This window comes from Streptomyces sp. NPDC101151, assembly GCF_044768335.1.
GTDB lineage: Bacteria > Actinomycetota > Actinomycetes > Streptomycetales > Streptomycetaceae > Streptomyces.
Genome location: NZ_JBIWPP010000028.1, coordinates 74,949 through 89,386 on the forward strand (window position 1 = coordinate 74,949; position 14,438 = coordinate 89,386).

12 protein-coding genes and 1 riboswitch are annotated in these 14,438 nt (G+C 70.2%); of the genes, 7 read left to right on the top strand and 5 right to left on the bottom strand.

The window, feature by feature from the left end; all coding sequences use genetic code 11:
* The first annotated feature begins 92 nt into the window (after positions 1–92).
* The 6 genes from ACIRU3_RS35475 to ACIRU3_RS35500 all read left to right on the top strand — a co-directional run bounded on the left by ACIRU3_RS35475 (position 93) and on the right by ACIRU3_RS35500 (position 7,197).
* Positions 93–1,436 carry an HD-GYP domain-containing protein gene (locus ACIRU3_RS35475; protein ID WP_404065428.1) on the top strand — a complete coding sequence of 448 codons (1,344 nt, stop codon included), beginning with the start codon at positions 93–95 and terminating at the stop codon, positions 1,434–1,436.
* On the top strand, positions 1,433–2,662 hold the full coding sequence (locus ACIRU3_RS35480) for an HD-GYP domain-containing protein (protein WP_404065431.1): 1,230 nt from the start codon (positions 1,433–1,435) through the stop codon (positions 2,660–2,662). Before ACIRU3_RS35475 ends, ACIRU3_RS35480 begins: the two co-directional genes overlap by 4 nt.
* A 110-nt stretch (positions 2,663–2,772) precedes the next feature.
* Positions 2,773–3,753: a tetratricopeptide repeat protein gene (locus ACIRU3_RS35485; protein ID WP_404065434.1), complete on the top strand. Its 981-nt coding sequence runs from the start codon at positions 2,773–2,775 to the stop codon at positions 3,751–3,753.
* 79 nt (positions 3,754–3,832) lie between these two features.
* The gene (gene def, locus ACIRU3_RS35490) at positions 3,833–4,483 is read left to right on the top strand and encodes a peptide deformylase (protein WP_404065437.1); all 651 of its coding nucleotides are present in this window, start codon (positions 3,833–3,835) and stop codon (positions 4,481–4,483) included.
* A 264-nt stretch (positions 4,484–4,747) separates the two neighbouring features.
* Positions 4,748–5,830 (top strand): epi-isozizaene synthase, encoded by a 1,083-nt coding sequence (cyc1, locus tag ACIRU3_RS35495; protein ID WP_404065439.1) that lies wholly within the window; start codon positions 4,748–4,750, stop codon positions 5,828–5,830.
* Complete coding sequence (locus ACIRU3_RS35500) at positions 5,827–7,197, top strand: cytochrome P450 (protein WP_404065442.1); 1,371 nt, start codon at positions 5,827–5,829, stop codon at positions 7,195–7,197. The genes cyc1 and ACIRU3_RS35500 overlap by 4 nt, the downstream gene beginning before the upstream one ends.
* A 28-nt stretch (positions 7,198–7,225) precedes the next feature.
* On the opposite strand, the gene ACIRU3_RS35505 is transcribed toward ACIRU3_RS35500, so the two are convergent.
* Positions 7,226–8,191 carry a helix-turn-helix domain-containing protein gene (locus ACIRU3_RS35505; RefSeq protein ID WP_404065445.1) on the bottom strand — a complete coding sequence of 322 codons (966 nt, stop codon included), beginning with the start codon at positions 8,189–8,191 and terminating at the stop codon, positions 7,226–7,228.
* Positions 8,192–8,283: 92 nt separating this feature from the next.
* Here ACIRU3_RS35505 and ACIRU3_RS35510 point away from each other — a divergent pair, with 92 nt between their 5' ends.
* The gene (locus ACIRU3_RS35510; RefSeq protein WP_404065448.1) at positions 8,284–8,538 is read left to right on the top strand and encodes a hypothetical protein; all 255 of its coding nucleotides are present in this window, start codon (positions 8,284–8,286) and stop codon (positions 8,536–8,538) included.
* Here the strand turns inward: ACIRU3_RS35510 and ACIRU3_RS35515 are convergent.
* The 4 genes from ACIRU3_RS35515 to ACIRU3_RS35530 form a co-directional block, all read right to left on the bottom strand.
* Positions 8,451–9,461: a ribonucleotide-diphosphate reductase subunit beta gene (locus tag ACIRU3_RS35515; RefSeq protein WP_404065451.1), complete on the bottom strand. Its 1,011-nt coding sequence runs from the start codon at positions 9,459–9,461 to the stop codon at positions 8,451–8,453. The genes ACIRU3_RS35510 and ACIRU3_RS35515 overlap by 88 nt on opposite strands.
* Positions 9,462–9,517: 56 nt before the next feature.
* Positions 9,518–11,896 (bottom strand): ribonucleoside-diphosphate reductase subunit alpha, encoded by a 2,379-nt coding sequence (locus ACIRU3_RS35520; RefSeq protein WP_404065453.1) that lies wholly within the window; start codon positions 11,894–11,896, stop codon positions 9,518–9,520.
* Positions 11,897–12,021: 125 nt separating this feature from the next.
* A riboswitch (cobalamin riboswitch) is annotated at positions 12,022–12,159 on the bottom strand.
* A gap of 300 nt (positions 12,160–12,459) precedes the next feature.
* Complete coding sequence (gene mctP / locus ACIRU3_RS35525) at positions 12,460–14,070, bottom strand: monocarboxylate uptake permease MctP (protein ID WP_404065455.1); 1,611 nt, start codon at positions 14,068–14,070, stop codon at positions 12,460–12,462.
* Positions 14,067–14,333 (bottom strand): DUF3311 domain-containing protein, encoded by a 267-nt coding sequence (locus tag ACIRU3_RS35530; RefSeq protein WP_404065458.1) that lies wholly within the window; start codon positions 14,331–14,333, stop codon positions 14,067–14,069. Before ACIRU3_RS35530 ends, mctP begins: the two co-directional genes overlap by 4 nt.
* Between the last annotated feature and the right edge of the window lie 105 nt (positions 14,334–14,438).

The following is a 14,438-nucleotide window of genomic DNA, read 5'->3' on the forward strand; positions in this document are numbered from 1 at the left end:
AACGTGCTAATCCTCGGGTCATAAGCCCCCGGCCCCCCCGATTCCCGCCCTAGGCTCCGAGCCTGGACCGGCATGGTCGGGGGAGGGGCGCGATGGAGGCGGTTCCGGCGAGAGCGCGGGGCTATGTGGCCTGCGTCGCTCTGCTGGCCGTGCTCTGTGTCCTGCCGGTGCCGGCCACACACAGCCCCTGGTGGGCGCTCGCCCTGCTCGCCGCGCTCTACGCGGCCTGCGAGCACGTCGTACGGCGCCGCTTCGGCGGCACCTTCTATCCCGTCCTGCTCGCCGGGGCGTTCCTGCTGCCCCCGCCCGCCGCCGCGCTCGTCCCGCTGTCGGCCGCCCTGCTCGGCGGGGTCGAGGACCGGCCCGTCCTGCTGCGCCGCGTGTGGCGGGCCGCGCGGCCCTCGCTCGCCGTGTGGGGCGCGGCCCGGGTCCACTGGGCACTCGGCGGCCGGGACGCCGTCGTGGCCTGTGACTTCCCCTATGCCCTCGTGCCCGCGGGGGCGGCCGTCCTCGCCTTCTGCCTGGTGCTCACCGCACTCGACGGCGGGATCCGCGCGACGGGCGTGGGGGTACCGCCCACGCCGTTCAGGCAGTGGGGGAGGGTGCCCCTGCGCAGGGCCTGGCGCGGGCTGCTGTTGCGCTCCCTCGCGCCGGTCGCCGTGCACGGACTCGCCGGGCTGATGATGGCCGTGCTGTGGCGCAGCCGCTACGGGCCCGTCGCCGCGCTGCTCGTGCTGCTGCCGATGTGCGTCTCCTGCTGGGTCTTCGCCCAGTACCACCGGGAACGGGCCGCCCACCAGGCCACCATCCGCGCGCTCGTGCAGGCCGTCGACATCAAGGACGGCTACACCCGCGGCCACAGCGAACGCGTCGGCCAGGCCTCGGTGATGATCGCCCGCGAACTCGGCATGGACGACGAACGCGTCGAGGTGCTGCGCTTCGCGGGCATCCTGCACGACGTGGGCAAGCTCGGCGTGCCCACCCGGCTGCTGCGCAAGGACGGCCCGCTGACCCCCGAGGAACGGCGGATCATCGAGCTGCATCCCGAGTACGGCCACGAGATGGTCCGCGGGATCTCCTTTCTGGGCGAGGCCCGCGCGGCGATCCTGCACCATCACGAACGGCTCGACGGCAGCGGCTACCCGTACGGGCTGGTGGGCGCTCAGATCCCCGAGTGCGCCCGCGTGGTGGCCGTGGCGGACGCCTTCGACGCGATGACCTCCACCCGCTCCTACCGCAGGGCGCGCCCGGTCGAGGCGGCGGTCACCGAGCTGGAGCGGTGCGCCGGAACCCAGTTCGACCCCCGAATGGTCACGGCGCTCGCCCGGGCCCTCGGCCGCCACGGCTGGCACCCGGCCGTCACGGCCGACGAGAGGGCGCAGGAGGTCCCGGCCCAGCAGCCGGTCGCCGGCGCTCGCACCGGGGCCCCGCGATGACCGCCCTCCGGCTCATCCACGCCTCCGCAGCCCTCACCGTCACCGCCTCCCTCGCGGTCATCCTGTGGACCGGCATAGCCGACCGGGGCGTCGGCCTCGCCTTCGGGATGCTCATAGCCGTCGGCGAGCTGACCCGGTGGAGCGGAGCCCAGGTGCGGCAGGCCGCGCCGCTGGGCACCGCCGGATCGCTGTCGTACGCCCTGCTCGGACCCGACGCGGGACACCAGACGCTGCACGACGCCCCGCAGGTCGTCACCGTCGTTCTCGCCGCCTCGCTGCTCGGCAGCGTGCCGCACATCTGGTGCGGCCGCACCCCGACCCTGGACCACCTCGCCCGCCGCGTCCTGACCGTCGGCTTCGCCGCCGTCTGCTTCCAACCCCTCTCCAACAAGGGCGTGTTCGCGACCTGGAGCGGCCCCGCCTACGCGCTGCTGCTCGTCGCCCTCCTCGTCCTCACCGCCCTGTGCGACGCCGTCCTCGCGGCCGCCCTCGCCCACTCCCGCACCCGCTGGCCCTTCGGCCCGCTGCTCCGCGACGAACTGCGCGGGCTGCTCGGCATCGGATCCGCCGTGTGCGCGACCGGCGCGGTGATGGCGCTCGCGGTCGCCGTGGTCGGGCTGTGGGCCCTGCCGGTGTTCTGTCTGCCGCTGCTGCTGGCCCAGCTGTCCGTGCGCCGCTACGCCGCCGTGCGCGCCACCTACCGGCAGACCATCGCCTCCCTCGCCCGGGCCACCGAGATCGCCGGATACACGCCCGCCGGGCACGCCCGCCGGGTCGCCGCGCTCAGTCTGGCCGTCGGCCGGGACCTGGGCCTGTCAGGTCCCGAGCTGACCGTCCTGGAGTACGCGGCCCTCATGCACGACATCGGCCAGCTCAGCCTGGTCGACCCGGTCCCGGTCGGCGCCACCGCCACCCTGCCCACGGCGGAGCAGCGGCGCATCGCCCTGCTCGGCGGGGCCGTCGTACGGCAGACCGGGGTGGACGCGGCGGTCGCCGTTGTGGTGGAACGGCAGGCGGATCCCTGCCGGGAGCAGCCGCCGGCCGCGCGCATCATCAGGGCCGTGAACGCCTACGACGAGAAGGCCCGGGACGCCGGGCCCGACGGGCCGCTCCGGGCCCTGGAGGAGCTGCGTCTGGCCACCGCCGGCGACTACGCTCCCGAGGTGGTGGAGTCGCTCGCCCGGGTTCTGTCCCGGGACTGTCTGACCCTGCCCGTGGCGGGGTAACCCATGGGTAATGAGCGCCCTTGAGACCGTACGTGGTTGGATGCGAGGGAGAGGGTGTCCGGGGGCACAAGCCAGCCCACGTGCGGAACTGGAACTGGCAGGCGGGAATCGTGAGGATCTTCGGCAAGGGACGGCACCGGCCCTCCGCCTCCTGGCGGCAGGCCACCGACCGCGCGTTCACGCTCATCGGCGACGGCCGGTACGAGGACGCGGGAGAGCTGCTGACACGCGCGGCCGACCTGGAACCCTGGCTGTCGGAGTCCTGGTTCAACCTCGCCCTGCTGCACAAGTTCCGGCACGACTGGGAGCAGGCCCGCGCCGCCGGACTGCGCGCCGTGGCCCTCCTGGACCGGGAGAGCGGCGCTCCCGACTGGTGGAACGTCGGCATCGCCGCGACCGCCCTGCAGGACTGGCCGCTGGCCCGCCGCGCCTGGCAGGCGTACGGGCTGCGGGTACCCGGCGGGGCCACCGCCTCGGGCGAGCCGCTCGGCATGGAGCTGGGCAGCGCGGCCGTACGGCTCTCCCCGGAGGGCGAGGCCGAAGTGGTGTGGGGCCGCAGGCTGGACCCCGCCCGGATCGAGGTGCTGTCCATTCCGCTTCCCTCGTCCGGACGGCGCTGGGGCGAGGTCGTGCTGCACGACGGTGTCCCGCACGGCGAACGCACGACGTCCGCCGGGCACTCCTACCCGGTCTTCGACGAGATCGAGCTGTGGGCGCCCTCGCCCGTCCCCACCTGGGTGGTACTGCTGGAGGCGGCCACCGAGGCCGACCGCGACGCGCTGGAGCAGCTGGCCGCCGACGCGGGGTTCGCGGCGGAGGACTGGTCCTCCTCGGTGCGGCTGCTGTGCCGGATGTGCTCGGAGTCGCGGATGCCGTCCGACGAGGGCGACGGTGTCCACCTGGATCCGCACGATCACAGCGAGCCCGGCCATCCCGGGCCGCTGGGCCATCGCACCGACGGGCAGCTGTGGGTGCCGGAGCGGGAGTGCGGGGTCGCTGCGCCGGCTTCGCTGGTCCGGGGGCTGCTGGACGGCTGGGTGGCGGACAGCCCTGATTCCCGGGACTGGAGGGACCTGGAAGAGGTCTGCTGAGGACCCCGCAGGGGCGCTGCACGTACCCTGTATCAGCAACTTCACCCCCCTGTTCATTTGAGGAAGGCGTACGTCGGTCATGGCGCAGCAGGACACCGATCAGCAGCACGCGGGCGTGCTCCCCGTCGACGACGAGGGCTATGTCGTCGACACGGAGGACTGCGAGGAGCGCGAGAACGCCTGGCGCGAGCGCGGCACCTCGCGGCCGATCACGGTCGTCGGCAACCCGGTCCTGCACAAGGAGTGCAAGGACGTCACCGAGTTCGGCGAGGAGCTGGGCCGGCTGGTCGCCGACATGTTCGCCAGCCAGCGCACCGCCGAGGGCGTGGGCCTGGCCGCCAACCAGATCGGTGTCGACCTGAAGGTCTTCGTCTACGACTGCCAGGACGACGAGGGCGCGCGGCACGTCGGCGTGGTGTGCAACCCTAAGCTGGTCGACCTGCCCGCCGACCGGCGCCGCCTGGACGACAGCAACGAGGGCTGCCTGTCCGTGCCGACCGCCTACGCGCCGCTGGCGCGTCCCGACTACGCCGAGGTGACCGGCCAGGACGAGAAGGGCAACCCGATCAAGGTCCGCGGCACCGGCTACTTCGCACGGTGTTTGCAGCACGAGACCGATCACCTGTACGGCTACCTGTACATCGACCGTCTGTCCAAGCGGGACCGCAAGGACGCGCTGCGGCAGATGGCCGAGAACGAGCCACGCTACCCCGTGGTCGCCAACGACTGAGACGTCGGGCCGAGACGTACGAGCACCGTACGAGAGCAGCGACGACGCACGCTACGACGCCCGGTCGGGATCCTTCCCGACCGGGCGTCGTTCGTTTGTTCGTCGCATGATTCCCGGCATCTTGGGGTGGTGAGTGAAGCAAATCCGTTCCCATAACGGTCAGTTGTGGTGCTGAATGGGAAGTGCGGGGATACGCAACGGCACGCGCCCGGCACGACACGGAGCGAAGGGTGTGTGCTCCAGGCGGCTGAGAGGGGACTGTTCGTGCACGCTTTCTCACACGGCACCACATCGTCGACTGCGGTCGCAGTACCGCCGTCTCTCGCCCTCCCGGTGATCGAGGACGTCTTTCCCCGGCAACTCCACCCGTATTGGCCGAAGCTACAGGAGAAGACTCGGCAGTGGCTGCTGGAAAAACGGCTCATGCCGGCGGACAAGGTACGTGAATATGCCGACGGACTTTGCTACACCGACCTCATGGCGGGGTACTACACCGGAGCCCCCGACGAGGTCCTGCAGGCCATAGCCGACTACAGCGCCTGGTTCTTCGTCTGGGACGACCGCCACGACCGTGACATCGTGCACGGCCGGGTGGCCGACTGGCGGCGGCTCAGGTACCGCCTGCACGCGGCCCTCGACGCACCGCGGCACCATCTGCACCACCCGGACCCCCTGGTGGCGGGGTTCGCGGACAGCGTGCTGCGGCTGTACTCGTTCCTGCCGCGTACCTGGAACCTGCGGTTCGCCCGGCACTTCCACGAGGTGATCGAGGCCTACGACCGCGAGTTCCGAAACCGTACCGAAGGGTACGTACCGAAGGTCGAGGAATACCTCGCCCTGCGGCGGCTCACGTTCGCACACTGGATATGGACGGACCTGCTGGAGCCGAGCGCCGGGTGTGAACTCCCGGACGCCGTGAGGAAACATCCGGCCTATCACCGTCCGGCACTCCTGAGCCAGGAATTCGCCGCCTGGTACAACGACCTCTGCTCGCTGCCCAAGGAAATAGCGGGCGATGAGGTGCACAATCTCGGAATCAGTCTCATCACCCATGAGGGAATGACCCTCGAAGAAGCGGTGGATGAAGTCAGGTGGCGCGTCGAGGAATGCGTCGATGAATTTCTCGAAGCCGAGCGGGTCGCCCTGCGATTCGCCGCCGAACTGTCCGACGGCACGCCCAGCGGCGGGGAATTGAGCGCCGCCGTGCGCGGCTGTGTCGGCAATATGCGGAACTGGTTCAGCTCCGTCTACTGGTTCCACCACGAGTCCGGCCGGTACATGGTCGACAGTTGGGACGACCGGTCCACGCCCCCGTACGTCAACAACGAAGCGGCAGGTGAGAAATGACCGTCGAGTCTGTGAAGCCAGTGGCCCCCGAGGCCACGGAACTGCGTGAACCGCCCCTCGCCGGCGGCGCCGTCCCGGTCCTCGGGCACGGTCTGAAACTGGTGCGCGACCCGCTCGCCTTCATGTCCGGGCTGCGCGAGCACGGCGACGTCGTGCGCCTGAAGCTCGGCCCCAAGACGGTGTACGCCGTCACCACGCCCGCGCTCACCGGCGCACTCGCGCTCAGCCCCGACTACAAGATCGACGGTCCGCTGTGGGAGTCCCTCGAGGGCCTGCTCGGCAGGGAGGGCGTCGCCACCGCCAACGGCCCCCGGCACCGCCGCCAACGGCGCACCATCCAGCCCGCGTTCCGGCTCGACGCGATCCCCGCGTACGGCGCGGTCATGGAGGAGGAGGCGCATGCGCTGACCGAGCGCTGGCAGCCCGGTGAGACCGTCGACTGCACCTCGGAGTCGTTCCGGGTCGCCGTGCGCATCGCCGCCCGCTGCCTGCTGCGTGGCGAGTACATGGACGAGCGCGCGGAGCGGCTGAGCATCGACCTCGCCACCGTCTTCCGCGGTATGTACCGCAGGATGGTCGTCCCGCTCGGGCCGCTGTACCGGCTGCCGTTCCCCGCCAACCGCGAATTCAACCGGGCGCTGGCCGATTTGCATCTGCTGGTCGACGAGATCGTCGCCGAGCGGAGGTCATCTGGTCAAAAGCCGGACGATTTGCTGACGGCATTGCTGGAGGCGAAGGACGACAATGGCGACCCCATCGGGGAACAGGAGATCCACGACCAGGTCGTCGCGATAGTCACCCCAGGCAGCGAAACAGTCGCCTCCACGATCATGTGGTTGCTCCAGGTGCTCGCGGAACACCCGGAACACGCCCAGAAGGTGCGCGCCGAGGTCGAATCCGTGACCGGCGGTCGGCCCGTTGGATTCGCGGACGTCCGGGGACTCAGGCACACCAACAATGTCGTCGTCGAAGCCATGCGGCTGCGGCCCGCCGTATGGATATTGACGCGGCGCGCGGTGACCGACACCGCGCTCGGCGGCTATCGCATTCCGGCCGGGGCGGACATCGTCTACAGCCCTTACGCCATCCAGCGCGACGGCCGCTCCTACGACCGCAACCTCGACTTCGACCCCGACCGCTGGCTGCCCGAGCGGGTCAAGGAGGTGCCCAAGTACGCCATGAGCCCCTTCAGTGTCGGCAACCGCAAGTGCCCCAGCGACCACTTCTCCATGGCCCAGCTGAGCCTGATCACCGCGGCGATATCCGCGAAGTACCGCTTCGAGCAGGTCAGCGGGTCGAACGACGGCACCCGTGTGGGCATCACCCTCCGGCCCCACCGGCTGCTGCTCAAGCCAGTGGAGTGGTGAGCGGCGTCCACTGCCGGCCGGCGCGCGTTCAGGCGGCCTCGGGGCCCCGGAACGCGCGCCGGTAGGCGTTCGGGGTCGTGCCGAGCGCACGGACGAACTGGTGGCGCAGCGCGGCTGCCGTACCGAACCCGGTGCGCGCGGCCACCGCGTCCACGGTCTCGTCCGTGCCCTCCAGCAACTGCTGTGCCAGCAGCACCCGTTGGCGCAGGATCCAGCGGTAGGGGGTGGTCCCCGTCTCCTGCTGGAAACGGCGGGCGAAGGTGCGCGGTGCCAGATGGGCGCGGGCGGCGAGCTGCTCGACGGTCACCTCCCGGTCGAGGTGCTCCTCCATCCACACCAGCACCTCGCCGACGGTGTCGCACGGGGCCTTGGGCAGCGGCCGCTCGATGTACTGCGCCTGACCGCCGTCCCGGTGCGGCGGCACCACCATGCGCCGGGCGATCTTGTTGGCGACCTCCGGGCCCTGCTCCTTGCGTACGAGGTGCAGACAGGCGTCGATACCGGCCGCGGTGCCGGCGGAGGTGATCACCGGGTCCTCGTCGACGTACAGGACATCGGGCTCGATGATCGCCCGGGGATTGCGCACCGCCAGCTCCTCGGCCTGCCGCCAGTGCACACTGCACCGCCGCCCGTCGAGCAGCCCGGCGGCGCCGAGCACGAAGACGCCCGAGCACACGCTCAGCACCCGTGTGCCCCGCTCCACGGCCCGCACCAGGGCGTCGAGCAGCGCGGGCGGGTACTCCCGGCTGACGTAGTCGCTCCCGGCCGGCACCGCGATCAGATCGGCCTCCTCCAGCCGGTCCAGGCCGTACGGCGTCGACACGGTGAGCCCGCCGACATGGGTGCTCAGCGTCTCGCTCTCGGCCGAGACCACGGCGAAGTCGTACACCGGCAGGCCCTCGTCGCTGCGGTCGATGCCGAACACCTCGCACACCACGCCCAGCTCGAAGGGATGCACGCCGTCGAGCAGCACGGCCGCCACGTTTTTCAGCATGGGGCCAGTGTGCCTCACCGCTGGCAGTAAATCGATGGTGTACGGCAGTCCTGCCACTCCCGGTAAGGAGTATTCAGCGCGACAGTAGTGACATGAACGGAAACCAGATCGAAGGCCTGATCGGAATGCTCGTCACGCTCGGCATCCTGGTCCTCCTGGTCCTCCCGTCCGTGCTCGGCATCGTGCGCGACAGGCGCATCGACCGGCAGCTCAGGGAGGCCCAGGAGAACCGCACAGGGAACCAGCGGGAGAAGGAGGCTCAGAAGTCCTCGTCCAGGTCGACGGTGCCCTCCACCGCGACCTGGTACGCCGACGGGCGGCGCTCGAAGAAGTTCGTCAGCTCCTGAACGCCCTGCAGCTCCATGAAGGAGAACGGGTTCTCCGAGCCGTACACCGGGGCGAAGCCGAGGCGCGTGAGGCGCTGGTCGGCGACGCACTCCAGGTACTGCCGCATGGACTCGGTGTTCATGCCCGGGAGGCCGTCACCGCACAGGTCGCGCGCGAACTGCAGCTCGGCCTCGACGGCCTCCGCCAGCATGTCGGTGACCTGCTGCTGCAGCTCGTCGTCGAACAGGTCCGGCTCCTCCTTGCGGACGGTGTCGACCACGTCGAAGGCGAAGGACATGTGCATGGTCTCGTCGCGGAACACCCAGTTGGTGCCGGTGGCGAGACCGTGCAGCAGACCCCGGCTGCGGAACCAGTAGACGTACGCGAAGGCGCCGTAGAAGAACAGGCCCTCGATGCACGCGGCGAAGCAGATGAGGTTGAGCAGGAAGCGCCGGCGGTCCGCCTTGGACTCCAGGCGCTCCAGCTTCTCCACCTCGTTGATCCACTTGAAGCAGAACCCGGCCTTCTCACGGATGGACGGGATGTTCTCCACGGCCGCGAAGGCGGCGGCGCGGTCCTCCGGGTCGGGGAGGTAGGTGTCGAGCAGCGTCAGATAGAACTGGACGTGCACGGCCTCCTCGAACAGCTGGCGCGACAGGTAGAGGCGCGCCTCCGGGGAGTTGATGTGCTTGTACAGCGTCAGCACCAGGTTGTTCGCGACGATCGAGTCGCCCGTCGCGAAGAAGGCCACCAGACGGCCGATCAGGTGCTGCTCGGCCGGCGTCAGCTTCGCGAGGTCGGAGACGTCCGAGTGGAGGTCGACCTCCTCGACGGTCCAGGTGTTCTTGATGGCGTCGCGGTAGCGCTCGTAGAAGTCGGGGTAGCGCATCGGGCGGAGAGTCAGCTCGAAGCCCGGGTCGAGCAGGTTGGTGTTACGAGTCATTGTCGTCGGCGCGAAGCGCCGTCCTCCAGGGGTGGCGGTCGGGTGGCGGGCGGGAATTACTGGCAGGCCTCGCAGGACTCGGGGTTCTCGAGGGAGCAGGCGACGGCGTCGGGGTCGGCCGCCTGCTGGACGGGGATGGTCGCTTGCGTCTGCGCCTGGGCCGCGCGGGCGATCCGGGTCGCCGGGCGGGAGCGCAGGTAGTACGTCGTCTTCAGGCCCGACTTCCAGGCGTACGCGTACATCGAGGAGAGCTTGCCGATGGTCGGCGTCTCCAGGAACAGGTTCAGGGACTGCGACTGGTCCAGGAACGGGGTACGGGCCGCGGCCATGTCGATCAGACCGCGCTGCGGGATCTCCCACGCCGTGCGGTACAGCGCCCGCACGTCCGCCGGGATCCACGCGAAGTCCTGCACCGAGCCGTTGGAGTCGCGCAGCGCCTCACGGGTGCGCGCGTCCCACACGCCCAGGTCCTTGAGGTCCTGCACCAGGTAGGAGTTGACCTGGAGGAACTCGCCGGACAGCGTCTCACGCTTGAACAGGTTGGAGACCTGCGGCTCGATGCACTCGTACACGCCCGCGATGGAGGCGATGGTCGCGGTCGGGGCGATCGCGAGCAGCAGCGAGTTGCGCATGCCGACCGCGGCGATCCGCTCGCGCAGGGCCGCCCAGCGCTCAGGCCAGTTCAGCTCGGTGTCGAAGTGGTCCGGGTGCAGGACACCCTTGGCCGTCCGGGTCTTCTCCCAGGCCGGCAGCGGGCCGTTGCGCTCGGCCAGGTCGGCGGAGGCCTCGTACGCGGCGAGCATGATGCGCTCGGCGATCCGGGTGGACAGGGCCCTGGCCTCGGGGGAGTCGAAGGGCAGACGCAGCTTGAAGAAGACGTCCTGCAGGCCCATCGCACCCAGGCCCACCGGGCGCCACTTGGCGTTGGAGCGGCCCGCCTGCTCGGTCGGGTAGAAGTTGATGTCGACCACGCGGTCGAGGAAGGCGACGGCCGTGCGGACCGTCTCGTCGAGGCGCTCCCAGTCGATGTCCCCGTTGCTCACGAAGGCGCCGAGGTTGACCGACCCCAGGTTGCAGACCGCGGTCTCCCCGTCGTCCGTGACCTCCAGGATCTCCGTGCAGAGGTTGGAGGAGTGGACGACATGGCCGGGCTCGGCCGTCTGGTTGGCGGTGCGGTTGGAGGCGTCCTTGAAGGTCATCCAGCCGTTGCCGGTCTGCGCGAGGGTGCGCATCATGCGGCCGTACAGGTCGCGGGCCGGGATGGTCCTCTTGGCCAGCCCGTCCGCCTCCGCCTTGCGGTAGGCGGCGTCGAACTCCGCGCCCCACAGGTCGACCAGCTCCGGCACGTCCGCCGGGGAGAACAGCGACCACTGCTCGTCGGCGTTGACCCGGCGCATGAACTCGTCGGGGATCCAGTGGGCCAGGTTGAGGTTGTGCGTACGGCGGGCGTCCTCACCGGTGTTGTCGCGCAGCTCCAGGAACTCCTCGATGTCGGAGTGCCAGGTCTCCAGGTACACCGCTGCGGCGCCCTTGCGTCGGCCGCCCTGGTTCACCGCGGCGACCGAGGCGTCCAGGGTCTTCAGGAACGGGACGATGCCGTTGGAGTGCCCGTTGGTGCCGCGGATCAGCGAACCGCGGCTGCGGATCCGGGAGTACGACAGACCGATGCCGCCGGCGTGCTTGGAGAGGCGGGCGACCTGGTGGTAGCGGTCGTAGATGGAGTCCAGCTCGTCCAGCGGGGAGTCGAGGAGGTAGCAGGACGACATCTGGGGGTGCCGCGTGCCGGAGTTGAAGAGGGTGGGGGAGGAAGGCAGGTAGTCGAGGCGGCTCATGAGCCCGTACAGCGCCGAGACCTCGTCCACGGAGCGGGCCGTGTCGTCCTCGGCGAGGCCCGCGGCGACGCGCAGCATGAAGTGCTGGGGCGTCTCGATCACCTTGCGGGTGATGGGGTGCCGCAGCAGGTAGCGGCTGTGCAGGGTGCGCAGGCCGAAGTAGCCGAAGCGGTCGTCGGCGGTCCGGTCGACCAGCGCGTCCAGACGCTCGGCGTGCAGCCGCACGAACTCCGCCGTGCGGTCGGCCACCAGGCCCTCGCGGTGCCCCACGGCGACGGACTCGGTGAAGGACGTGACGCCCTGCGAGGCGGCCTCGGCGCGGATGGAGACGGTCAGCAGCCGGGCGGCCAGCCGGGAGTAGGCGGGGTCCTCGGAGATGAGGCCGGCGGCCGCCTCCGTGGCCAGCTCGCGCAACTCCGCCTCGTCCGCCCGGGCGGAGCGGCCCCGCAGCGCGGCCGCGGCGACGCGGCCGGGGTCGGCGTCGGGGAGGTCGGCGGTCAGCTCGGTCAGGGTCCGCAGCAGCGCGGCACCGGGACCGTCGGTGTCCACCGGGGCTTGCGTCGCCTGGATGGCTGAAGCCGGTTCGGCTGGCGCGATGGTCACGTGGGGCTCTCCCTCGCTCGGCACGGGGGCCTGGCGGAGGGCAGGGGGCAGCACGAGCGCGCACGGCGTCGCGTCCACCGGCCCACTCCACGAAGCCCGGACGTCTGGAGGCACCCGGACCGGACGGCCGGGCGCGCGCTGCCGGCAGGTCCTCGGACTGAACAGGCGTGCGGATACACGCAAGTACACCGTTGCGGGACAGTTCCGGATTCGCACCGGATTCCCCTGCGACGACAGCGAGGACGAGCATACATCTAGTGCCGGGCTGTGGTGTCACCCCCAGATGTTGTGTCTGTTGCGTGTTGCGGCGGCTTCAGAGTGTCAACTCGTAGGTGGGGATCCGGACGGCGTCCAGGTGGGGGACGGGGTTCCGGTTCCGCGCGCGTGTGCGAACGGGGCCGAGGTGTTCGTGGCTCCTCCGGGCGCCGATGCGGTGGGGCGCTGCGCATCGGGCGCTGGGCGGACGGCGGCCCCACGGCGGGCGGGCACGAACAGCGGGCCGCCGTGGTGCTCGGCGGCCCGCTGCGGGGTGCGTGGGGTTGCCCGTGCCCCTCGGGCGCGGTTCAGTGACCGGCGCCTGCCGTGGCCGGCGGAAGCTCCACCTCGACGCCCGCGTCGCCGGCGTCCGCCGTGTAGTCCTCCGGCCTGGTCTCGTCGAGGCCCTCGGGGGCCTTCACGGCCTTCAGGACGAAGGTCAGGACCACCGTGACGACGACGTTCAGCACGAAGGCCGTGAGACCGATGTAACCGATCTCACCGATGCCCGGGATCTCCTTCGCGGAGCCGCCGAAGTGCTTCTGGGTCGGCGAGGCCACCCCGTACGCGGCGAACGTGCCGTAGATCATTCCGACCGCCCAGCCGGCGAGCAGCGCCCAGCGGTGGAACCACCGGGTGAACAGGCCACCGACCAGGGCCGGGAAGGTCTGCAGGATCCAGATGCCGCCCAGCAGCTGGAAGTTGATGGCGACCGTCTTGTCCATCGTCAGGACGAAGACCAGCGCACCCACCTTCACCAGCAGCGACACCAGCTTGGAGACCCGGGTCTCCTGCTCGGGCGTGGCGTCGGGCCGGATGAAGTCCTTGTAGATGTTGCGGGTGAAGAGGTTCGCCGCCGCGATGGACATGATGGCCGCGGGCACCAGGGCGCCGATGCCGATCGCCGCGAAGGCCACGCCCGCGAACCAGTCCGGGAACATGTCCTCGAACAGCTGCGGAATCGCCAGCTGCCCGTTGGTGACCTTCACCCCGGCCGCGATCGCCATGAAGCCGAGCAGCGCGAGCAGGCCCAGCATCAGCGAATACAGCGGCAGGATCGTGGTGTTGCGCCGGATCACCTCACGGCTCCTGGACGACAGCGTCGCGGTGATCGAGTGCGGGTACATGAACAGCGCGAGCGCCGAGCCGAGCGCCAGCGTGGCGTACGTCCACTGGCCCGCGGGGGCCGGTACGAGACCGCCCGCACCCGCCGCGGTGAACTTGTCGCCCGCCTTGGCGAAGATGTCGTCGAACCCGCCCAGCTTGATCGGGATGTAGATGATCGCCACCGCGATGACGATGTAGATCAGCGTGTCCTTCACGAACGCGATCAGCGCGGGCGCGCGCAGCCCCGACGAGTAGGTGTACGCCGCCAGCACGCCGAAGGCGATGAGCAGCGGCAGGTCCTTCACGAACCAGTTGGTGTTCTCGCCGCCGCCGACACCCATCACGTCCAGCACCGCCTGGATGCCGACGAGCTGGAGCGCGATGTAGGGCATCGTCGCGAGGATGCCGGTGAGCGCCACCGCCAGCGACAGCCCCTTCGAGCCGAAGCGGCCGCGCACGAAGTCCGAGGTGGTGATGTAGCCGTGGCGGTGCGAGACCGACCACAGGCGGGGCAGGAACGTGAAGATCAGCGGGTAGACCAGGATCGTGTACGGCACCGCGAAGAAGCCGGCCGCGCCCGCCGCGTAGATCGCCGCCGGTACGGCGACGAAGGTGTACGCCGTGTACAGGTCGCCGCCGAGCAGGAACCAGGTGACCCAGGTGCCGAACGACCGTCCGCCCAGGCCCCATTCGTCCAGGGACTGCTCGTTGTCGGCCCTGCGCCAGCGCGCGGCGAGGAAGCCCATGGCCGTGACGGCCAGGAAGAAGAAGATGAAGACGCCGAGCGCGACGCCGTTGACGCCGTCCTTCACTGCGCCGCCCCCCTGTCCTGCGTGGCCCTGCGGGCGCTCTGGTCGCGCTGCCACAGCTTGTACGCGAGCACCGTGAGCGCGGTGGAGATCAGCACCCACAGCATCTGGTACCAGTAGAAGAACGGGATCCCGATGAACGCGGGATCGTTCTTGGCGTACGAGCCCACCCACAGCATCGCCACGAAGGGCGCGACGAGACACAGGCCGATGATCACGCGGACCGGTGTCACGACCGGTGGTCTCACTTCAGGCGTTTCGGACATGCCATGGCTCCGTCCCCTCGCTGATCATCTGTGTAATGCGCAGGCAATCTAGGTGACGGTGTCAGGGCAGCGGAAGACCTCGTCCGTATATCGGTATGTCGATTT

Excerpts from the sequence above, each read along its gene's own strand:
- ACIRU3_RS35505 (WP_404065445.1), bottom strand. The coding sequence starts at position 8,191 with ATGCTGAAAAACGTGGCGGCCGTGCTGCTCGACGGCGTGCATCCCTTC.
- ACIRU3_RS35515 (WP_404065451.1), bottom strand. The coding sequence starts at position 9,461 with ATGACTCGTAACACCAACCTGCTCGACCCGGGCTTCGAGCTGACTCTC.
- ACIRU3_RS35500 (WP_404065442.1), top strand. The coding sequence starts at position 5,827 with ATGACCGTCGAGTCTGTGAAGCCAGTGGCCCCCGAGGCCACGGAACTG.
- def (WP_404065437.1), top strand. The coding sequence starts at position 3,833 with ATGGCGCAGCAGGACACCGATCAGCAGCACGCGGGCGTGCTCCCCGTC.
- ACIRU3_RS35510 (WP_404065448.1), top strand. The coding sequence starts at position 8,284 with ATGAACGGAAACCAGATCGAAGGCCTGATCGGAATGCTCGTCACGCTC.
- ACIRU3_RS35530 (WP_404065458.1), bottom strand. The coding sequence starts at position 14,333 with ATGTCCGAAACGCCTGAAGTGAGACCACCGGTCGTGACACCGGTCCGC.
- ACIRU3_RS35480 (WP_404065431.1), top strand. The coding sequence starts at position 1,433 with ATGACCGCCCTCCGGCTCATCCACGCCTCCGCAGCCCTCACCGTCACC.
- ACIRU3_RS35475 (WP_404065428.1), top strand. The coding sequence starts at position 93 with ATGGAGGCGGTTCCGGCGAGAGCGCGGGGCTATGTGGCCTGCGTCGCT.